The sequence below is a fragment of the Afipia birgiae 34632 genome (assembly GCF_000308295.2).
In the GTDB taxonomy this organism is placed as follows: Bacteria; Pseudomonadota; Alphaproteobacteria; order Rhizobiales; family Xanthobacteraceae; genus Afipia; species Afipia birgiae.
In genome coordinates, this window is the sequence record NZ_HG326652.1 from 1,970,583 (window position 1) to 1,990,868 (window position 20,286).

At 60.4% G+C, this 20,286-nt stretch carries 14 protein-coding genes; 6 read left to right on the forward strand and 8 right to left on the reverse strand.

Features of this window, described 5'->3' with window-relative positions; genetic code table 11:
• Positions 1–39: 39 nt before the first annotated feature.
• The 5 genes from BN32_RS09410 to BN32_RS09430 form a co-directional block, all read right to left on the reverse strand.
• A complete protein-coding gene (locus BN32_RS09410) occupies positions 40–3,396 on the reverse strand; it encodes an error-prone DNA polymerase (RefSeq protein ID WP_019197920.1) in 3,357 nt (1,118 codons plus the stop codon).
• Positions 3,393–4,985: a Y-family DNA polymerase gene (locus BN32_RS09415; RefSeq protein WP_040425605.1), complete on the reverse strand. Its 1,593-nt coding sequence runs from the start codon at positions 4,983–4,985 to the stop codon at positions 3,393–3,395. Before BN32_RS09415 ends, BN32_RS09410 begins: the two co-directional genes overlap by 4 nt.
• Positions 4,876–5,661, reverse strand: coding sequence for an ImuA family protein (locus BN32_RS09420; protein ID WP_040426198.1), 786 nt, complete (start codon positions 5,659–5,661; stop codon positions 4,876–4,878). Before BN32_RS09420 ends, BN32_RS09415 begins: the two co-directional genes overlap by 110 nt.
• A 245-nt stretch (positions 5,662–5,906) precedes the next feature.
• Positions 5,907–6,410, reverse strand: a complete 504-nt coding sequence (locus BN32_RS09425; RefSeq protein ID WP_019197923.1) for a YciE/YciF ferroxidase family protein — start codon at positions 6,408–6,410, stop codon at positions 5,907–5,909.
• Positions 6,411–6,527: 117 nt separating this feature from the next.
• Entirely contained in the window at positions 6,528–7,703 is a 1,176-nt protein-coding gene (locus tag BN32_RS09430) for a M20 aminoacylase family protein (RefSeq protein ID WP_019197924.1), read from the reverse strand.
• Positions 7,704–7,871: 168 nt separating this feature from the next.
• Between BN32_RS09430 and BN32_RS09435 the strand changes: the two genes are divergently transcribed.
• Positions 7,872–9,491, forward strand: coding sequence for a GMC family oxidoreductase (locus BN32_RS09435; protein WP_019197925.1), 1,620 nt, complete (start codon positions 7,872–7,874; stop codon positions 9,489–9,491).
• On the opposite strand, the gene BN32_RS09440 is transcribed toward BN32_RS09435, so the two are convergent.
• The gene (locus BN32_RS09440) at positions 9,492–11,048 is read right to left on the reverse strand and encodes an acyl-CoA carboxylase subunit beta (RefSeq protein ID WP_019197926.1); all 1,557 of its coding nucleotides are present in this window, start codon (positions 11,046–11,048) and stop codon (positions 9,492–9,494) included.
• 150 nt (positions 11,049–11,198) lie between these two features.
• Here BN32_RS09440 and BN32_RS09445 point away from each other — a divergent pair, with 150 nt between their 5' ends.
• The 4 genes from BN32_RS09445 (at position 11,199) to BN32_RS09460 (ending at position 15,469) form a co-directional block, all read left to right on the forward strand.
• Positions 11,199–11,420 carry an acyl-CoA carboxylase biotin carboxyl carrier protein subunit gene (locus BN32_RS09445; protein ID WP_040426199.1) on the forward strand — a complete coding sequence of 74 codons (222 nt, stop codon included), beginning with the start codon at positions 11,199–11,201 and terminating at the stop codon, positions 11,418–11,420.
• A 138-nt stretch (positions 11,421–11,558) separates the two neighbouring features.
• The gene (locus BN32_RS09450) at positions 11,559–12,716 is read left to right on the forward strand and encodes a TAXI family TRAP transporter solute-binding subunit (protein WP_040425606.1); all 1,158 of its coding nucleotides are present in this window, start codon (positions 11,559–11,561) and stop codon (positions 12,714–12,716) included.
• Between the two features lie 53 nt (positions 12,717–12,769).
• Complete coding sequence (locus tag BN32_RS09455) at positions 12,770–15,010, forward strand: TRAP transporter permease (protein ID WP_019197929.1); 2,241 nt, start codon at positions 12,770–12,772, stop codon at positions 15,008–15,010.
• A 222-nt stretch (positions 15,011–15,232) separates the two neighbouring features.
• Entirely contained in the window at positions 15,233–15,469 is a 237-nt protein-coding gene (locus BN32_RS09460; protein WP_040426202.1) for a hypothetical protein, read from the forward strand.
• A gap of 53 nt (positions 15,470–15,522) precedes the next feature.
• Here the strand turns inward: BN32_RS09460 and hpnO are convergent, their stop codons facing one another.
• A complete protein-coding gene (gene hpnO, locus BN32_RS09465; RefSeq protein WP_152343908.1) occupies positions 15,523–16,914 on the reverse strand; it encodes an aminobacteriohopanetriol synthase HpnO in 1,392 nt (463 codons plus the stop codon).
• Positions 16,915–17,058: 144 nt separating this feature from the next.
• Here hpnO and BN32_RS09470 point away from each other — a divergent pair, with 144 nt between their 5' ends.
• On the forward strand, positions 17,059–17,664 hold the full coding sequence (locus BN32_RS09470; RefSeq protein WP_040425608.1) for a DUF2147 domain-containing protein: 606 nt from the start codon (positions 17,059–17,061) through the stop codon (positions 17,662–17,664).
• Here the strand turns inward: BN32_RS09470 and hpnN are convergent.
• On the reverse strand, positions 17,648–20,245 hold the full coding sequence (gene hpnN / locus BN32_RS09475; RefSeq protein ID WP_019197933.1) for a hopanoid transporter HpnN: 2,598 nt from the start codon (positions 20,243–20,245) through the stop codon (positions 17,648–17,650). The two genes, BN32_RS09470 and hpnN, sit on opposite strands and share 17 nt — an antisense overlap.
• Positions 20,246–20,286 lie beyond the last annotated feature (41 nt).

The window sequence follows — 20,286 nt, forward strand, 5'->3', positions numbered from 1 at the left end:
ACGGAGCATCGCGCCGAAAGTGCGTTGCATCAAGGATGTTCAATGGAAATCCCGTGAGCGCGGCAGAATACGGACATTGCGCGGATGACGCCCCCTCTGCGCAGGATTATCAGGATGCGCGCGGCGATCATCCTCCAGCGGCTCGATCACATCCGCGCCGGGCGGGATCGGATGTTTTCCGCCGAGCGCGTCGTTGGCAAGGTTCATCAGATCGTACGAGCGGTCGAACAGATGCTCGGCCACCAGATGGACCACCTTCTCCGGACTACTCTGAATGGTCCCCTGCACCTCGATCAGCCTAGCGCCCATCACTTCCTTGCGGAATTTCTCCATCACCTTTGGCCACACCACGATATTGGCGATGCCGGTCTCATCCTCCAGCGTCATGAAGACGACGCCCTTGGCGCTGCCGGGCCGCTGCCGCACCAGCACAACACCGGCGCAACGGACATGTTGCTTGTCGCGGGCATGAGCAATCGCCTCACATGCTACCACGCCCTCTTGGTTCAACATCGGCCGGAGGAATTCCATCGGATGCCCCTTCAACGACAACCGGATGGTCTGATAATCCGCCACGACCTGCTCAGGCAGCGGCATCGCAGGCAACGGCTGTGCGGCTTCGTCGGGCTGCTCGCGCGCCGCCGCTGCGGTGAAAAGCGGCAGCGGGACATCGTCCGGCAGACGCCGCACCGTCCACAAGGCTTCGCGCCGATCGAGCCCCAGAGAGCGGAACGCATCGGCATCGGCCAGCAGGATCAGGGCACGCTTCGGCAGCCGCGTCTCGCGCGCAAAATCCTCCAGCGAGGCGAACGGCTTTTGCGCACGGGCGGCAACGATCCGTTGATCCCAGTAATCATGGCGCGGTTTTTTCTCAGATTTTCCGAACTTCTCGGAAAGCCTGTCATCGACATCAAACACTTCGAAGCCGTCAATCTGACGAAAGCCGAGCCGCACGGCGCAACAATTTCCAGACCTCTCTTCCAGAGTGTTCTGGCCAAAGCTGAACGACACATCGATCTCGCGCACCTCGACGCCATTTTTGCGTGCGTCACCCACGATCTGCGCGGGCGCGTAGAAACCCATCGGCTGCGAGTTCAGCAGGCCGCAGCAAAAAGCATCGGGATGATAATGCTTGAGCCATGACGACACATAGACAAGCTGCGCGAAAGCAGCCGCGTGGCTTTCGGGGAAGCCATAGCTTCCGAACCCTTTGATCTGGTCAAAGCAACTCACCGCGAATTCAGGATCGTAGCCCCGGGCGATCATGCGATCGACCATACGTCTTTCGAATTTCGGCATCGTGCCGACATTACGAAACGTCGCCATGGCCCGGCGCAATCCATTGGCTTCCTCGGGCGTGAATTCCGCTGCCTGCATGGCAATGCGCATCGCCTGCTCCTGAAACAGCGGCACGCCGAGAGTCTTGTGCAACACCTGCTTCAGTTCGTCCTTGTTCCCACCTTTTGGATAAGGATATTCGATCTCCTCCGGCTTCATGCTTCGCCGTTTCAGGTACGGATGCACCATGTTGCCCTGGATCGGTCCGGGTCGCACAATGGCCACCTCGATCACAAGATCATAAAACGTGCGCGGCTTCAGGCGCGGCAGCATGTTCATCTGCGCGCGGCTCTCGACCTGAAACACGCCGAGAGATTCGCCCCTGCACAGCATGTCGAAGACTTCACTGCTGTCTTTATTTTCCGCCTTGATGTCCGCCAGCTCATAGCGCTCGCCTTTGTGATCCGCGATGAAATCGAAACACTTGCGGATGCAGGTCAGCATGCCGAGCGCCAGCACATCCACCTTCATCATCTTCAATGTATCGATATCGTCCTTGTCCCACTCAATGAAAGTGCGATCGTCCATCGCGGCGTTGCCGATGGGCACATAGGTGTCGAGCCGGTCCTGCGTCAGCACATAGCCGCCGACATGCTGCGACAGATGTCGGGGAAATTCGATCAGCTCGGTGGCGAGCTCGACTGCGCGGCGGATCATCCCGTTTTGCGGGTCGAATCCTGCCTGCCTGATCTGCATGTCGCTGACGCCTGTCCCCCAGATTCCCCACACCGTATCCGCCAGCGCAGCGGTAACATCCTCTGTCAATCCGAGAGCTTTTCCGACATCGCGAATGGCGCTGCGCGGACGATAGTGAATTACGGTTGCGACGATTGCTGCGCGGTGGCGACCATAGCGCCTGTAGACATATTGCATCACCTCCTCGCGGCGCGAATGCTCGAAATCGACGTCAATGTCCGGCGGCTCCAGCCGCTCCTCCGAAATAAAGCGTTCGAACAGCACATCCGTCTCGACGGGATTCACCGAGGTGATGCCAAGCATGTAACAGACGGCGGAATTGGCGGCCGATCCCCTGCCCTGACAGAGAATATCCTGCGAACGCGCGTAACAAACGATGTCGTGAACCGTCAGAAAGTAATGCGCATAATCGAGCTTTTCGATCAGCCTGAGCTCCTTGTTCAACGTGGCGCGCAGCTTGTCATCGGTTCCTTTAGGGAAATATTTGTCGACTCCCGCCCATGTCAGGTCTTTGAGATGCTGCTGCGCCGTCTTGCCCGGCGGCACAGGCTCATCCGGATACTGATATTTCAACTCGTCGAGCGTAAAACTGATGCGCTCTGCAAAGCACATGGTTTCAGCAATCGCGCCCGGGTAGTCACGAAACAAACGCGCCATCTCATAGCCGGGCTTCAGATGCCGCTCGGCATTGGCTTCGAGCCGCTTGCCGGCATTCATGATCGTCGTCTTTTCCCGGATGCAGGTCAGGACGTCCTGCAGGGGACGGCGCGCCGGATGATGATAAAGTACCTCGTTGGTTGCCAGCAGCGGAATGCGGGCCGTTGAAGCGACCCTCTGGAGCTTCGTCAAACGCCGCCTGTCATCGCCGCGATACAGCAGACTTGCCGCGAGCCAGACCCCATCAGCACGACTGCGCTTCAACCGATCGAGGACCTTCAGGTTTGCTGTGACTTCAAAGCGATGCGGCAGCGTCACAACGAGCAGTTGCCCTTCAGCAAAATCCAGCAGGTCATCGAATGCGAGATGACACTCGCCCTTCCCGGCTTTGAGCTTGCCGCGCGTCAACAACTGGCACAGCCGGCCATAGGCGGCACGGTCGCGCGGATAGATCAAAATATCCGGGGTTCCGTCCATGAACACCAGACGCGAACCGATCAGCAATTTCGGCTTGCATGAGACCTCTGGACTTTCGAGTTCCTTGTAAGCACGAACGACACCGGCCAGCGTGTTGCGATCGGCAATGCCAATGATCGGCAAGAGAAGCTCGCTTGCCTGATGCACATATTCCTGCGGCTGCGAACCGCCACGCAGGAACGAGAAATTGGTCGTAATGCCGATTTCCGCGTAGTCGGTGGCTTTCATGCGAACAGTCCGTGCATAAACCATTTGGGAGGAATGGGTTCATCTTTCTCAGACACAGGCTCGGTGTAGAGACCGTCGCGATAGATCCAGAAGCGCATTCCTTCCGCATCTTCGACACGGAAATAATCCCGCGTCAGGGATTCTCCCTTATGCCTCCACCATTCCATGGCGATCCGTTCGGGACCTTCCGCCCGCACCACCGCATGGGTCGCACGACGCCACTTGAATCGCGGCGGATGTCCGTCAGGAACAGCCGCTGCCATCACTTCGATTTCCTCCGGCCGCTCGAACAGACGCAACGGACGCAGCGGCGGCTCGGCCTCGGCACGCACAGGCCATTCGGCAACAGAAGCCGCAGCAAGATTTTGCTGCGCGGGCGTTGCAACGACGGCGCGTTCCGGAATGTGCGTGTCCAGCGGCAGATGCACCACGACACGCTTGCCGCCGATGCGCGCCGCAAGACGATCGACCAATGCTGCGACTTCATCGTTGTCTTGTGCACGCGTATCGAAGTCGCGCTGCTCTTGGACCACGATCTCGACGCGACTGGCTGACAGGCGAATGAGGTCGAAGCCGAATCCCGGATCGAGCGGATCGGCCAGCGCATCCAATCGCTCACGAAACAGGCGATCGACAACGCTGACCTTGGTGACAGGTTGTCCGGTTTCCACCGCGATGGTCCGCACCGCGCCGTCGGTGCGGAAAAAACTCGCTTCTAACTGTCGCGCACCCTTGCCCTGCTTGTCCATCGCCGCGACCAGCATCTGCGCCAGACCGGACAGGATCGCCGCAATGACATTGTCGGTGGCGACGGGTTCAGCGAAACGCTTCTCCACCATGAAATCCGGCGGCGGCTTGCGCGGGCTGATCGGCGCATCGCCCTGCCCCAGCGCCTGCTGCAACAGGCTGGTGAACGCAGCCCCAAACCGCGCGGAAATTTCATGCGGCGCCCGCGACGCAACATCGCCGATGGTCTTCAAGCCTGCCCGCCGCAACCCGCGCGTGATCGCATCATCGGCGCCGAGCGCAAACACCGGCAACGGCGCGACGGCGCGCGCCTCCTCGCCGTCCGGCACGATGCAAGCCCGCGTGGCCCGCGTCATGGTGCGCGCGCAAACCGGCGTACTCGCAATCGCCGCGTTGACGACAAAACCCTGCCGGTCGAGCGAGGCACAGAGCGTGCGCAGCATCGTGGCCTCACCGCCGAACAGATGTGCGCAACCGCTGATATCGAGCAGCAATCCATCAAACCGATCGAGCGCCACCAGCGGCGTGAAACGGTCGCACCAGTCGGCGACAGCTTCCAGCAGGTTCCTGTCCGCCGCCTCGTCGGCGTCGAACACCTGCACGTCGGGACAGACCGCGCGCGCATTCGCCAACGGCAGGCCAACCTCCAGGCCGATATTCGCGGCAGCGTCGTTCAGCGCCGAGATTTGCAGCGCGTTGTTCAGCTTCGCGACAACGACACAAGGACGCGCATCATCCGGCGCGGCGTCTTGCCCCGAAAGCTGGCGCTTCAATCGGTCGGTCGGCAGGCGCGGCAGCCAAAGGCTGAGGATACGCCGCCGGTTCACGGAAGAGGCCCTCATCACATTTCCACTCCATGATCCATCGTCCGGTCTGGCCGTGACGGTTGCGAACAAGCTGTGCATCGAGCATCGGCGCGCCCCACGCCTCCATTGCGGATGGCGATGGTGCTGACCGCACCGCCCAGCGCGTCTCCGCCGTGCTGGCGGATGGCATCGCCGCCGTGCGCAGCACCAGGCACGCAACGTTCGAGGCGCGCGCAGCCAGCGTCAGCCTGCGGCTCGTCACCAGATCAAGCGCACGCACCTCTCCCCAGACATCGAGCACCACCGCGCCCAGCGCATCGCAGGCGATCGCATCGGCCGCAGCGCGCAGCGCCGTCTCGGCATCTGTCGCCCGCACCGTCACCAGAAGACGCGGATCGAGCCCGAGTTCCTGCAGCCCGCTCATGGACAGCGCGCCGGATTCCCGTTCCGCGAAATCCTGCCGCACCCACACCAGCGGCCGCCGCCCAGCCAGGCGATGGGCAACACCCGCGATGAAACCTGTCGCCGCGGTACCGTGACGGCCGCCTTCCGCGAACACCTCATGCAGCGCGCCCCGCGCCAGCCCGCCCTGCAGCACAGCGTCAGCCGAGGCATGGCCGAGCGCCACGCGCGCAAGACCATCCGGTTCGCCCTCAAGGCGGCCGATGGTCCCTCGCAGGGACGCAAGCGTGTTCATGCGTACGCCGGTCATGCGCCGTTCCTGGAAATCCGGGTCCGTCATTCGCATCGGATTGAACGAATGACGGACTTGTTTGTTCATGATATGTTCTAATATAAAGCTAATACAAGCCTGCGAGTCAATGGACTCCACGGATTAAGTTTTCCATTTTTTAAACAATAACTTAGATCGCGGTGCGCCACTTTCGCCGGCCACGCGGCAACGTCCGGCGTTCCTGATGAGATGCCGGACGAATGATCGCCTGCCGGAACGGCTTGTCAGGCCGCCATCGCCTCGGAATTCACTGCGGCAAGGGCCAGACTGGTCAGTGCCTCGTCCGTCTTGTGTTCCTGCTGGAGAGTTTCGTCGAGCAGTTTCGCCGCCTCGGCCATGCCGAGTTTGTTCGCCCATGCCTTCAAGGTTCCGTAGCGCGAAATCTCGTAGTGCTCGACCGCCTGCGCCGCCGCAAGCAACCCAGCATCCAGCGCTTCGGTGCCTTTGTACTCGTCCATGATTTCCTTGCCTTCATCCAAAATGCCTTGGATGGCCTCGCAGGTTTTTCCTCGGGCCGGCTTGTCCATTAGATCGAAAATCTTCTCCAACCGTTCCACATGGTCTTCTGTCTCGCCTTCATGCTTCTCGAACGCAGCGCGCAGTTGACTGGAATGCGCGGCCTTGGCCATTTTCGGCAGCGCCTTGAGGATGTGCTTCTCGGCGAAATACATGTCCTTGAGGGTATCAAGGAACAGGTCGTTGAGGTCTTTGTCTTTTGCTGCGGACATGGCGTCCTCACTCTGGTTGATGGTGACAGGATGCTTCCCGCCTCTCAACGCGAGGTGATGCGCTTCGTTCCTACGGCGTAAATGGCATGAAGCAGTTTCCGCCTCCGCTCGCCCGGGTCAGCCTGCGAGCTGGGTCTCCACCAGTTTGATCCAGTAGGACGAGCCATAGATGATGGCGTCGTCATTGAAGTTATAGGCCGGGTGATGGAGCCCGGCGCTGTCGCCATTGCCGATAAAGATGAAGGCGCCGGGCCGCGCTTCCAGCATATAGGCGAAGTCTTCCGCGCCCATCACCGGCGGAATCTCCGAACTGACATTGCTCTCGCCCGCGATATCAGCCGCGACCCGGGCAGCGATTCCGGTCTCCGCGGGATGATTGACCAGCACCGGATAGCTGCGCTCGTAGTCCAGCGTGATCTTCGCGCCAGAGAGCTGTGCGACCCCGTTCACGACCTCGCGCACCCGTTGCTCGATCAGATCACGCACCTCGGGCGTCAGCGTGCGCGCGGTGCCAAACAATTCCGCCGTCTGCGGGATGACGTTGCGGGCGTTCCCGGCATGGAACTCGCAGATCGAAATCACCGCTGCGTCGAGCGGATCGACGCTGCGGGACACGATCGACTGAAGGGCAGTGATCAACTGGGCGCCGACCAGCACCGAGTCGATGCTCTTGTGCGGACGCGCCGCGTGCCCGCCCAGACCTTCGATATGAATGTTGATGTGATCCGTCGCCGCCATCGCAGGTCCGACGCGCGTCGCAAATGTGCCGATCGGCATGCCTGGACTGTTGTGCATACCGTAGACCTGCTCGATCTTGAAACGGTCCATCAGACCGTCCTTGATCATGGCTTCGGCTCCCGCACCGCCCTCCTCGGCGGGCTGGAAGATCATCACCGCGTCACCCGCGAAATTCCGCGTCTCAGCGAGATAGCGTGCGGCACCCAGCAGCATTGCGGTGTGACCGTCATGACCGCAGGCGTGCATCTTGCCAGGCACGGTCGAGCGATAGGCGACGCCGGTTTCTTCCTCGATCGGCAGCGCGTCCATATCGGCACGCAGGCCAATGGCTTTCAGGTCACCGCCATTGACGGGCTTACGCCCCTTGATGACGCCAACCACACCGGTGCGCCCAAGACCCGTCGCGACTTCATCGCAACCGAACTCCCGCAGGCGGTCGGCAACGAATGCCGCAGTGCGATGCACGTCGTACATCAACTCCGGATGGGCGTGCAGATCGCGGCGCCAGCCCATGATTTCGGGTTGCAGATCGGCGATGCGGTTGAGGATAGGCACGGCGGTAACCTCACAAAACGGCTCGAAAAAGGAAAACTAGCATGAGCCCGCAGGGGACCCAACATCCGCGCAAACGGGACTTGCGCGGAACCACACTGTACAGCGAACCCCGGCCGGGGTCATAAGAAGAAAAGCCTTCAATTTGACTAGAGAAACGCAGGACAGGGAATGGCGAAACGTATCGAGGGGGATTTCGACTATATCGTCGTCGGCGCAGGGACCGCCGGTTGCATCGTCGCCAATCGTCTCTCGGCAGATCCCCGCAAACGCGTGCTCATTCTCGAAGCCGGCGGCAAGGACAACTGGATCTGGTTTCACATCCCGGTCGGTTATCTGTTCGCCATCGGCAATCCCCGCTCCGACTGGATGTTCAAGACCGAACCTGAGGCCGGTCTCAACGGCCGCGCGTTGGCCTATCCACGCGGCAAGGTGATCGGCGGATCATCCGCAATCAACGCCATGATCTCCATGCGCGGGCAAGCTGCCGATTACGACCACTGGCGGCAGCTTGGACTGAGTGGCTGGGGCTGGGACGATGTGCTGCCCGCATTCAAGAAACTTGAAGATCACTTTCTTGGCGAGAGCGAGCATCACGGCATTGGCGGCGGCTGGCGGATCGAAGCGCCGCGTCTGTCATGGAAAGTACTGGATGCCGTCGCTGACGCCGCGCATGAAATGGGAATCCGCAAGACACCAGATTTCAATACCGGCGACAACGAAGGCATCGGATACTTTCACGTCAACCAGAAACGCGGCCGGCGCTGGTCATCGGCACGAGGATTTTTGAAGCCTGCACTGGCGCGGCCAAACCTGCGGCTGGAAACCAACGTGCTGGTCGACACGGTGATCGTCGAGAACGGCCGCGCCGTTGGCGTGCGCTTCCGCCAAAACGGCGAGACCATCGAAGCGCGAACGCAGGGCGAGGTGATCCTTTGCTCCGGTTCCATCGGCTCGACGCAGGTTCTGCATCGCTCCGGCATCGGCCCGCAGGAATGGCTCTCGCCGCTCGGTATCGACACCGTGCTGGATCGTCAGGGTGTCGGCCGCAATCTGCAGGACCACCTGCAGCAGCGCGCCATCTACAAGGTCGAGGGCGTCCGCACGCTGAACGAGACGTATTACAATCTGTTCCGGCGCGGCTGGATGGGCGTCGATTATCTGCTGCGGCGGCGCGGACCACTGACCATGGCGCCATCGCAACTCGGTATTTTCACGCGATCCGATACGCGTCAGGAACGCGCCAACATCCAGTTTCATGTCCAGCCGCTGTCGCTCGACAAATTCGGCGAACCGCTGCACCGCTTCCCGGCCATCACCATCGCGGCCTGCAATCTGCGGCCCACCTCGCGCGGCAGCGTGCGCATCAAGTCGAATGCGCCCGACGAGGCACCTGCGATCGCGCCGAACTACCTCTCTACCCCGGAAGACCGACAGGTCGCTGCCGACGCCATCCGCGTCACGCGGCGGCTGATGAAGCAGCACGCTCTCGCCGCCTACCATCCGCAGGAGTATCTCCCCGGCCCGTCCGTCGGCGATGACGATGCATCACTGGCCAAAGCCGCCGGCGACATCGGCACCACGATTTTTCATCCGGTCGGAACCGCGAAGATGGGTGCCTCCAGCGATCCGCTTGCCGTGGTTGACGAACGCCTGCGCCTTCACGGCCTCAAGGGACTGCGTGTCATCGACGCGTCGGTGATGCCGACCATCACGTCGGGCAACACCAACACGCCGACCGCAATGATCGCGGAAAAAGGCGCGGCGATGATCATCGCCGACGCCAAATAATCAGGGCCGCATCGCCATCTTTGCAACACCCGGCGTGCGTAATGGCTCGGCGAGCCGCGCGAATTCGCAAATCAGCGAGCGCGTCTTGCGCGGGTCGATGATCTCCTCGACCCAGAACTTCTCCGCCGAGCGGAATGGCGACCGTAGCTTGTTCAGCCGGTCCTCGATCTCGGCGAGTTTCGCCTTGGGATCTTCTGCTGCGTCAATGTCGGCGCGGTAAGCCGCCTCGATGCCGCCCTCGAGCGGCAGCGAACCCCAGTAGGCGGATGGCCATGCATAACGCATCGAAAACCGGCCTGCCGGCTGATGCACAACTCCCGCAACGCCGAATGAATTGCGAACGATGATCGTGCACCACGGCACGGTCGTCTGGTTGACGGCTGTCATTGCCCGCACGCCATGCCGGATCGTTGCGGCCTTCTCCGCTTCAAGCCCGATCATGAAGCCCGGGCAATCCATCAGATAGACTACCGGCAGGTGGAAGGTTTCCGCGAGATCGACAAAGCGCACCACCTTCTGGCACGCTTCGGCGGTCCACGATCCGCCATAGATATAAGGATCGCTCGCCAGCAACAGCACGGCGCGGCCGTCGAACCGTGCGAATCCGGCGATTACCGAGCGCCCGAAATTCTGGCCCATCTCGAAGAATGATCCCTTGTCGACCACCGACTCGATGATGGGCCGCATCTTGTAGATCTGCTTGCGGCTACGCGGCACGATGTTGAGCAGCGCTTCGTCGCTGCGCTCCGGATCATCGTTGCAAGGCGTGGTGGGCGGCACATCGAACACCGACGACGGCAAGTAAGACAGAAACTTCCGCGCGCACTCAAACGCTTCCTCCTCGGTATCGACCGCGTGATCGACGCCGCCGGCCTTGGTCTGAATCTGCCAGCCGCCAAGCTCCTGCTTGTCGAGCGACTGTCCGAGACGCGCAACCACCGGTGGACCGGCAACAAACATCGCAGATGATTTGGTCATGACTGAATAATGACTGGCTGCGAGGCGCGCCGCGCCAAGACCTGCAACCGATCCAAGACCGAGACCCACGACAGGCACACGCGCCATGTTCGCCGTCGTGTACCAATACCAGGTCGTGCCACCGACGCCGCCCGGCAGATTCGCCGCGCCCTTCGTTTCAATAGTTTTGACCGAGCCGCCGCCGCCGGACCCTTCGATCACGCGGATGATCGGCATCCGGAAATCGTGCGCCATCTGCTCGGCCATTGTCGGCTTTGCAGAGATCGACGCATCCGCCGAACCGCCGCGCACAGTGAAATCATCGCCGACCACCACAACGGGGCGTTTGTCGATCTTGCCGCGGCCGAACACGCAGTTGGCCGGAGTGAGCGTCTTCAACTCATTCTTCTCGTCGTACTCGGCTGTGCCTGAAATCGCTCCCATCTCGTGAAAGCTCTTCGGATCGACCAGCTTGTCGATGCGTTCGCGAACGGTGAGCCGGCCCTGATCGTGCTGCCGCTTGACCTTGTCTGCGCCGCCCATCTCTTTCGCAAATGCTTCGCGCCGCGCGAGTTCGTCAAGTTCAGGCTTCCAGTTCATCGTCACTCCTTGGCGTACGCACCGCGAACATTCCTGTTCTATTCTGCGGAGTAAAGTTTCCCCTTGCGGAACACGCTACCTCGGGCAATCTTTCGTCACAACAACAAGCCGCGCGTGCATGCCCTGCACGAAGCGGATGGGGGAAAATCAGTGGCAGAGATCAAGATCGTCACCGAGGTTGCCGGGCGCGTTTGCGCGATTGCAGCGAGCATGGGCGGCAGCATCGGAATCGGTGACGACGTCGTCTTCGTCGAAGCCATGAAGATGGAAATTCCCGTCCCCTCGCCCGCCGCAGGAAAAATCAAATCCATTCTTGTCAGCGTCGACGACGTCGTGGCTGAGGGGCAGACGATCGCGACGCTCGAAGCGTAATGCGCGGCCTCTCCGCGACAAACTGTCTAGTCCACCTTAGTAGGCTTGCAGCCGTTGCACTGGTGCCTGCACGATGACATGATCCGGCAAAATCAAAAAAAGCATTTCGAACAGCGAAAGCAAATGGGAGGGGGAGTTATGAGGCGAGGTATCACGACAGTTGCAGCGATGGTTGTTGCGAGCACGGCGATTTCGCCAGTGCTGGCGCAAGAGGTCAAACTCGCGCCGACGATGGCATTCACCGCTTACGACACCGGCACATCCGGCTTCAACATCGCCGTTGGCGTCGGCAAGATGATGAAGGACAAATACGGCTCCGACGTTCGCGTACTTCCGGCCGGCAACGACGTCGCACGTCTTGCTCCACTCCGCGCAAATCGCGCAGTCCTGGCCTGGATGGGCACGGGCGTTTATTTTGCGCAGGAAGGCGTGTTCGAGTTTGGCGTCAAGGAATGGGGCCCGCAGGCGCTGCAGATGACCCTCTCGACGGTCGACTGTAACGGCCTCTCCGTCGGCGTGACAAAGGATGCCGGCGTCAAGGAGTGGAAGGATTTCCGCGGCAAACGGCTTGGCTTCGTGGTCGGCTCGCCTGCCCTGAACCAGAACGCACTCGCGATCATCGCCTATGGCGGCCTTACGCAGAAGGACGTCAAGATTGTTGAATTCGCAAGCTACGGTGCGATGTGGAAAGGCCTCGTCAACAACGATGCCGACGGCGCATTCGCCTCCACCGTGACCGGCCCAGCGAAGGAAGTTGAGAACTCGCCCCGCGGTCTGGTTTGGCCGCCGCTTCCGCCAGAAGACAAGGAGGCATGGGCACGCGTCAAGAAGGTCGGGGCATTCTTTAACCCCCACGTGACGACCTGCGGCGCAGCCATCGAAGCCTCCAAGCCTCAGCAGCTCGCCACCTATCCTTATCCGATCGCGACCACTTATGCGACGCAACCTGTGGATCAGGTTTATTCCATCACCAAGGCGATGATCGACGGCTTCGATAGCTACAAGGATTCTTCACCCGGTTCGGTCGGTCTTGAAGCCAAGCGCCAGACCAAGCAGTGGGTTATCCCATTCCATCCCGGCGCGGCCAAGGCACTGAAGGAAGCCGGCAACTGGACCGACGCCGACGAGAAATACAACAACGACCTGATCAAACGGCAAGGTGTTCTCGCTGACGCATGGAAGGCCTACAACACCGCAAGCGCACCAGGAGAACCGCCTGCATTCCTTTCCGGATGGATGGCCGCACGCAAGGCAGCTCTCGCGAAGGCGAACATGCCGAACGGCTTTGAAGACTAGCGACTTCGATCTCTGCATGACGGACGGCGCTACCATTTAATCCGGGATCGATCATGACAGCCACGTCCGACAACAAAGGCGCTCCGGCCTCCGCATCGATGGCGGTTGCCGGAGCAGCCGCACCAGAGACAATCCAGATCAGCGATCCGCACGCCGCTGTTGCCGACCTTCAGGAATCCGAGGTCACGCGCGTAAGGACCCTGCGTGGGGCATGGCGCTGGGCGTTGCTGGTGGCAACAGCCGCAACGATCTTCCTGTGCATCAACCAGCAATTCTCGCTGCGCTTCTTCATGGATTTCACGCAGCTCAACACCGAATATTTCTATCTGCTCATTGCGCTGATGTTGCCGTTCACATTCCTGATCTTTCCCGGCTCCAGCAGGGCGCCGCTCGACCGCATCCCCTGGTATGACGCCTTGCTATTCGTCTTGACCTGCGGCGCCGCGATCTGGCTGATGATGAACATCCGCAAGGCCGCAGCGCTCGGCTGGGAATTTGAGGGAGCCCCATGGAACGTGATCGCCGCCGGTCTTGTGATGTGGTTCGTTCTCATGGAAGCGTTGCGCCGCACCGGCGGCTGGAGCCTGCTTCTGAGCGTACTCCCTTTTACACTCTATCCACTGTTCGCAGACGCAAAGTGGCTGGGGCCGTTCCGGGGCACACAGTCCACGCTTGAGCAGACAACGGCCTATCACATGCTCTCGGGCGAAAGCCTGCTCGGCATTCCGATCCAGGCGTTTGCGGACACCGTGATCGGCTTCCTTGTGTTCGGCACGGCGCTGATGATGACCGGCGCGGGCAAATTCTTCATCAACATTGCATTCGCGCTCTGCGGAACATTTCGTGGCGGCGCCGCCAAGGTCTGCGTCTTCGCAAGCGGTCTTCTCGGCACAGTAGGCGGAAGCATCGTGTCGAACGTCCTCACCGCGGGCACCATGACGATCCCGGCGATGAAGAAAACAGGATTCACGCCGTCCTATTCCGCCGCGGTCGAAGCATGCGCCTCCACCGGCGCTGTCCTTGCGCCTCCGGTGCTTGGGGCTACCGCGTTCGTCATGGCTCAGTATCTGAATACGGGTTACTCGGACGTTGCATTGGCGGCAACTATTCCGTCAGTTCTTTACTATTTCGGCTTGTTCGCGCAGGTCGACGCCTACGCAGCCCGCCACCAACTCAAGGGATTGCCACGCAGAGAGTTGCCGCGCTTTTGGGACGCATTCAAGGAGGGGTGGTACTACCTCTTCGTCATCATCGTCCTCGTCGTGATGCTGCTTTACTTCAAACGCGAGAGCCACGCGCCTTTTTATGCAACCGCGTTGCTGGTCATCCTGCATCAATGGTCGGTACCCGCGCCCTGGAAACGCGCCAACACCGCAGTCCTGTTACTGTCGATTGCGCTGACTGTCGCCATGCTGTGGTTTGATATCGGCAATCCCTTCCTGTGGGGGATGTGCATTCTGGCCCTCATGAATGAGTTCTTTCCGGGAAAGAACTGGGGGGGCGGCCGGTGGCTTCAATTCCTGGAATTGAACGGAAAGACTTTCGTGGAGCTTATCGCGATCCTGGCGGGCTGCGGCTTGCTGATCGGCGCATTCTCCCTGACCGGCGTGATCTCGAGTCTCGCCAATGATCTTCTCAAGATCGCGGGCGGCGACGCCTTCCTGTTGCTGATCATGTGCGCGATCACGAGCCTTATTCTGGGGCTCGGACTGACGACCACGTCCTGCTACATCTTTCTGGCAATCCTGGTGGCACCGGCGCTGGAGAAGCTCGGCCTCAACAAGATGGCCGTACACATGTTCATCTTCTATTGGGGCATGCTCTCGTCGATCACGCCGCCAGTCGCCATCGCATCGTTTGCAGCCGCCGGTATAGCCGGAGCACCAGCCATGAAAACCGGATGGGAAAGCATGTGGGTGGGCAGCATCATTTACTTCATCCCCTTCTTCTTTGTGCTGAATCCCGCGCTGCTGCTCCAGGGCGAAAATCCGTATCTTGAGGCGCTCGGTCTCACGGCCATCGCATGTTTCGGAATCGTCTTTATCTGCGGAGGCATCCAGGGTTATCAGGCGTATGTCGGCGATCTCCGGCGGGCGGGCTTTATGGAATGGCCGCTTCGTGTGCTGCTGATCGTCGGCGGTTTCACAATCGCTACGCCGGGCGGAGGCATCATGCCGATCTCGCAATTGCAGATCATGGCGCTGGGCCTCGCAATTCTGGTTCCGACGGTGATCCTTGCCCTCCTGCTCGTAAGGCGGAACCCGATTACACCGACGAAAATTTCGGCTCACTAGATCTGGATTTCAAAGCCGGCGCATGGCGCGCCACCGAACACCAAGGGAAATGTGGCGACAACTCGCGTTCCGTTATGCTGCTGCCGCGAAGAAGGCCTTGCAGCGACGCCACACCTGCGGAAATACGCCGCCCTTATCCCGACGCGAAAGACTTGTATCTGGCATTCTGACGTGTTCGACCTATAGTTCGGTCAATTCGAACGCTGGACCCAAGGGATTATGATGTTCAAAGCACTTCTCGCGACCACCCTGCTCGTCTCGGCAACTGTGGGCGCGTATGCGCAGGCCCCACAGCGCAGCGGCACACCGGAAGAACAGAAGGCCTGCGCTCCGGACGTCTCACGTCACTGCCGTACCGTGATGAACGATGGCGATTTCGTGATCCTGGGCTGCCTGCAGGCTAACCGCCCGAAGATCAGCAAGAAATGCGATGCGGTTCTGCGCAGCCACGGCCAGTAAGCGACCGCGCTTCCACACTTGTTGAATGAGCCAAACCAATCAGCCTGACGTGGTCAGGCTGATTTTCTTGCTGCGTTATCGACCAGCGTCTTGCCCAACGACCAGATCGCACCCGGCACGCGATGGCTGCTTTCGATCACTGAATCGAACGAACCCGTGACCCAGTTGCAGTCATCCTGCGTGATCGTGAGCGACGGCAGCAGCTTGATCGTGTGGCTGGCGTGGCCGGACACCTGACTAAGGATCTTGTGATCCTTGAACAGCGGAATGGTAATCAACTGACAGAACAGGCCCTTGCTCGCCGCTTCCAGCATCGTCCAGGACGCCTTGAGCGCCAGCGACTTCGGCGGCCCGAACTCGACGCCGAGCATGAGCCCCTTGCCGCGCACATTCTTGAGCAACTCGTAACGCGGAACCATTGCGGACAGCGCCGAAAGTAGCTCGGCGCCACGCGCTGCTGCGTTTTCGATCACCTTTTCCTGCTTGAGCACTTCCAGCGTCGCGATCCCGGCAGCCATGGCGAGATCGTTCTTGGAAAACGTCGATCCGTGCACAACAGCACGGTCCATTCGATCGAAAATCTTGTCGAAAATCGCCTTGCGCGTCAGCACGGCTCCGACCGGCACGTGACCACCGGAGAGCGACTTCGACAGCAGCACCATGTCGGGTTCGACACTCCAGTGTTCGACTGCAAGGAAACGCCCGGTGCGACCCAAGCCGGTCTGGATTTCATCAGCCACGAACAGCGTGCCGTAACGCTTGCACAACGCCGCGGCGCCCGCGAGGTAACCGTCGTCGGGCATGTTGACGCCCTTGCCCTGAATGGGCTCGACGATAAAGGCCGCAACCTGGCGAGAAGCCAGCGCCTGCTCGAGTGCGGCAAGATCATTGAACGGAATCGAGGTGCACTCCGGCAGCAGCGGACCGAAGCCATCGCGGAAATTCCTGTCGCCAGTCAGAGACAACGCGCCGTAGGACAGCCCATGATAGGCATGGTCGCAATAGACAATACCGGCGCGGCCAGTCGCGCCGCGCGCGAACTTAATCGCAGCTTCGACACATTCCGTCCCTGAATTCGCAAAAAACACCTTATCGAGATAGGGCACATGCGCGATCAGGCGCTCGGCCAGAATGCCGGCCAGCGTGGACAGATCGAGCTGAACGAGATTGGGCAGGTCGCTGTCAAGGACGCTCTTGAGAGCGTCTTTGACGATCGGATGATTGCGGCCAAGTGCAAAGACGCCAAATCCGCTCAAGAGATCGAGGTAGCGATCACCGTCACGATCGAACAGATACTGTCCCTGCCCGCGCTGGAAGCCGACGTCATAACCGATGGTTTTGAGAACCCGGACAAGCTGTTCGTTCAGATATCGCGTGTGCAGAGCGTTGCGCTGGAATTGGCGATCCGCGAACATCTCCGAAATGTCTAGATTTGGCTGCATAATGTCTAGATTTGGCTGCATGATGTCATACATACTTCGTTTGCCGGGCGTCTAGTCAACTGAAATTAATAAATGCGTCGATTTGTCAATCTCTGGAACAACGAACGGCTTTTGTGTTTAAATTCGTTGCAATGCACGCGAGGATTCATGCGAAAAATAGCCCTTGGTGGAATGTTCCTGCTCGCCGCTGCTGGTGCTGCCTCCGCAGCAGAACCGCTCGGTGATTGGCGCGACGAAGACGGCAAGGCAATCATTCGAATCGTCGATTGCAATTCGCGGCTGTGGGGTGTCGTCGCCTCCGACTCTATACCCGGCGGCGTCGACAGCAAGAATCCAGACAAGGCCAAGCGGACCCGCCCCCTGCTGGGTATGCCCATTCTTCTGAACATGAAGAAGGTCGAGGACGAGAAGGACAAGTGGGAAGGCAAGGTTTACGACGCGACCAGCGGCAAAACCTACGATTCCTCGATTCAAGTCAAAACGGCCAACACCCTACGCATCGAAGGCTGCGTGGCCATGATTCTCTGTGGCGGCCAGACTTGGACGCGAGTCGTTGAGGGCATTCCGGCGCCTGCACCCGGCGCTCCAAAGGCCACCGCGCCGAAGAGTACCGCAGCACCATTTCCGACACCGGTCGGCACACCCAAGCCAACGACATCACCTGCTCCGAAAGCCGGAGCCAAAGCAGGATCGCCCGATGCTGCGACGTCGGAGATTTGTCTGCTTCCGGAGATCGCTAGCGCTCCGCGTTAGTATCCCGGGGACGCCCCATCAGAGCAGGCTGAAACAGCACCGCCGCTGCAAGGGTGGTGACCAGCGACAGCGCCAGCAATTTGCCCATGCTCGACGTACCGGGATGGCTTGATAGCCAAAGGCTACCGAATGCCGTCGCAGTTGTCAGCGCGCTGAAGAAGATTGCGCGTGTGAGGCTCGATTGCAGCAGGTCGGTCTGTCCTGCCCGCCACGCCGTCACATAGTAGATCTTGAACGCGACGCCGATGCCGAGCAACAGCGGCAACGCGATGATGTTGGCGAAGTTCATCGGCAGCCCGATGAGAACGCAAATTTCAAGCGTCACCACGCCCGCAAGGACAAGGGGCACGAGCGTCAGCAGCACGTCGCCGATGCGCTTCAGAACGATCCACAGCAGGATCGCAATCGACAGCAGCGCCCAGCCACCCGCTTGGATGAAGGCCGACACAATGGTGTCGCCTGACTTGAGAATGGAAATCGGTCCGCCGATGGCGGTTGGTTCGACGTTCAGGACCGCGGCCGCGAAACTGCGCAGCGTATCGTTATCGTTGGGGTCGCCCTTCGGCTGGGCCTCGACGCGGGTCCGTCCATCGGAGGAGGTCCAGTCGGCCAGAATGTCGTGCGGCAAGGTTTTTACGCTGACCGGCTGCGCCTTGAGCAGGCTGCGAACCTGGTCCAGCGCGACATTCAAGGGGGAAATGAATGTCGTCTCGGCCTTGTCGCGCATGGCCTTGTCGGCCTGCGCGAGCTTCGCCAGCGCGTCCGCGAGGCGGCGTGCTGCCACAGCGCCGGGCCCCTTGTCGTCGCCTGCTGTCTTGCGCAGGCTGTCCACCGCACCCTTCAGCGCAGCGACATTTTCCTCGTCTGACGGAGCGGCGCCGCGCGATGTCTCGTTCAGGATTGGATTAAGCGACGCCGCCGCCTTGCGAATGATCGCGAGCTTTGCGGGCTGATCCTCCGGGATGAAAGTGTCGAGGGAAATCGTTCGCGATACCTCGGGAATTTTTGCGAGGCGAGCCTGAATTTCCTTGGCAGCCGCGACAGACGGCGCGAGGACTTCGACGGCATTAGTGCCGGTATTGGGATCGCGGCGCAGATCGAGATAGGTCGCAACCGATTCAACCTTCGCACTGCGCAGGTTCATCGGGTTGAAGTCGAACTGCAGGAAATACAGCAATGGCAGGCCCAGAACGGCCACGCCAAGCGTCGCGGCAACAACACCGACCCGATGGCGTTCAAGGAAACTATCGACCGGAGCCAGGGACTTGAAGCCCAGCGGTTCGGCTTCGCCCGGAGGATTGAATATCTTGAGCAACGCGGGCAACACCGTAATCGCAGCGACGAACGCGATAATCATGCCTGCGCCGGCGATCTTCCCGAGTTCGGACACGCCCTTGTAGTCCGTGGGCAAGAACGAGAGGAAACCTGCAGCCGTGGCCACCGCCGCAAGTGTGATCGGAATCGCGGAATACTCGGCGGCTTTCTCAAGCGCCGAATCAAGCTCGTCCTTTTCGTGCCGTTCAGCGCGATAGCGCACGCTGTACTGGATGCCGAAATCGACCCCGAGACCCACGAACAGCACGAAGAACGCAATCGAAATCAGATTGAACGCCCCGACCAGCATCAGGCCGACGGCGGTGGTGACCGACAGTCCGATCACGAGCGTGATGAAAACGGCGGCGATAATCTTGGGTGACTTCAACGCGAGCCACAGAATGAACAGCACGATCAGGACCGTGCCGGTATGGGTGACGAGCGCCCCCTCCTGCACCGTGGCGAACTCGTCATTCGCGATCGGGACGGGTCCGGTGAGGCGGACCTTGGCGTTGTATTGACCGGCGAGATTCGCGTCCTGAGCCGCCTTGCGGATCGCCTCGGTGGCAGCCCCACCCGGCTCCAGCGCCTTGAAGTCGAGAACCGGCCGCATCATCAGAAGCGTTCGCTTGTCGGCTTCCGTCAGGGGCTCGTTGCCGGACAGTTCCTTCCAGGAGAAGGTCGCAGGCTTGTTCGCAGCCACCTTCTCGACGGTCTCGGCGACCAGATTCAGCGGCCGGGCCATGGAATCGCGCGAATACTGTCCCCGCTGGGACCCAGCCAGACCGAACTCAAGCACGCCCGTCAGGCCGCGCAGACTGGGGTCATCCACCAGAATGTCGAAAAGCGGGGCTGCCGAGGCCAATTGGCCGGCCTGCTTGGCGACCTCAGGGGTCGGCAAGAACAAAAGTCCGTTATTATCGAAGAACGGCCCGCCACCCGGACGCCTGATCCAAATGAACCTATCGGTCTGTGGGAGCAACCTCTTCTCAAGAGCGGCGGCGGCCTGCCGCGAGAGTTCCGGCGTCGGGGCCTCCACAACGGCCAAAATGCTGTCATTTCGGCCCGGGAATGCCTTTTCGAAGTCAATTTCGCGCTTTCGCCAGTCCAGATTAGGAGAAATCAGCGTCGCAACGTCGGTATTGATGGCGAAGTTCCGTTGGGAATAGACGCCTGCCGCCGCTGCCAAAGCCACGCCGGCCAGGAGGACCAGCCATGCATGGCGCGTGCAAAAACGAACAAGCGATACAATAGTCCTTGTCAGCACAGGTTTTCTTTCTATTTCTGGCGACCAGCTTGGGGTAAAGG

What these genes read in the sequence shown, in the direction of transcription:
- BN32_RS09425 (WP_019197923.1), bottom strand. Translation starts at nt 6,410, where the DNA reads ATGTCCGCAGCAAAAGACAAAGACCTCAACGACCTGTTCCTTGATACC.
- BN32_RS09415 (WP_040425605.1), bottom strand. Translation starts at nt 4,985, where the DNA reads ATGAGGGCCTCTTCCGTGAACCGGCGGCGTATCCTCAGCCTTTGGCTG.
- BN32_RS09420 (WP_040426198.1), bottom strand. Translation starts at nt 5,661, where the DNA reads ATGACCGGCGTACGCATGAACACGCTTGCGTCCCTGCGAGGGACCATC.
- BN32_RS09455 (WP_019197929.1), top strand. Translation starts at nt 12,770, where the DNA reads ATGACAGCCACGTCCGACAACAAAGGCGCTCCGGCCTCCGCATCGATG.
- BN32_RS09470 (WP_040425608.1), top strand. Translation starts at nt 17,059, where the DNA reads ATGCGAAAAATAGCCCTTGGTGGAATGTTCCTGCTCGCCGCTGCTGGT.
- BN32_RS09440 (WP_019197926.1), bottom strand. Translation starts at nt 11,048, where the DNA reads ATGAACTGGAAGCCTGAACTTGACGAACTCGCGCGGCGCGAAGCATTT.
- BN32_RS09435 (WP_019197925.1), top strand. Translation starts at nt 7,872, where the DNA reads ATGGCGAAACGTATCGAGGGGGATTTCGACTATATCGTCGTCGGCGCA.
- BN32_RS09460 (WP_040426202.1), top strand. Translation starts at nt 15,233, where the DNA reads ATGTTCAAAGCACTTCTCGCGACCACCCTGCTCGTCTCGGCAACTGTG.
- BN32_RS09450 (WP_040425606.1), top strand. Translation starts at nt 11,559, where the DNA reads ATGAGGCGAGGTATCACGACAGTTGCAGCGATGGTTGTTGCGAGCACG.
- BN32_RS09410 (WP_019197920.1), bottom strand. Translation starts at nt 3,396, where the DNA reads ATGAAAGCCACCGACTACGCGGAAATCGGCATTACGACCAATTTCTCG.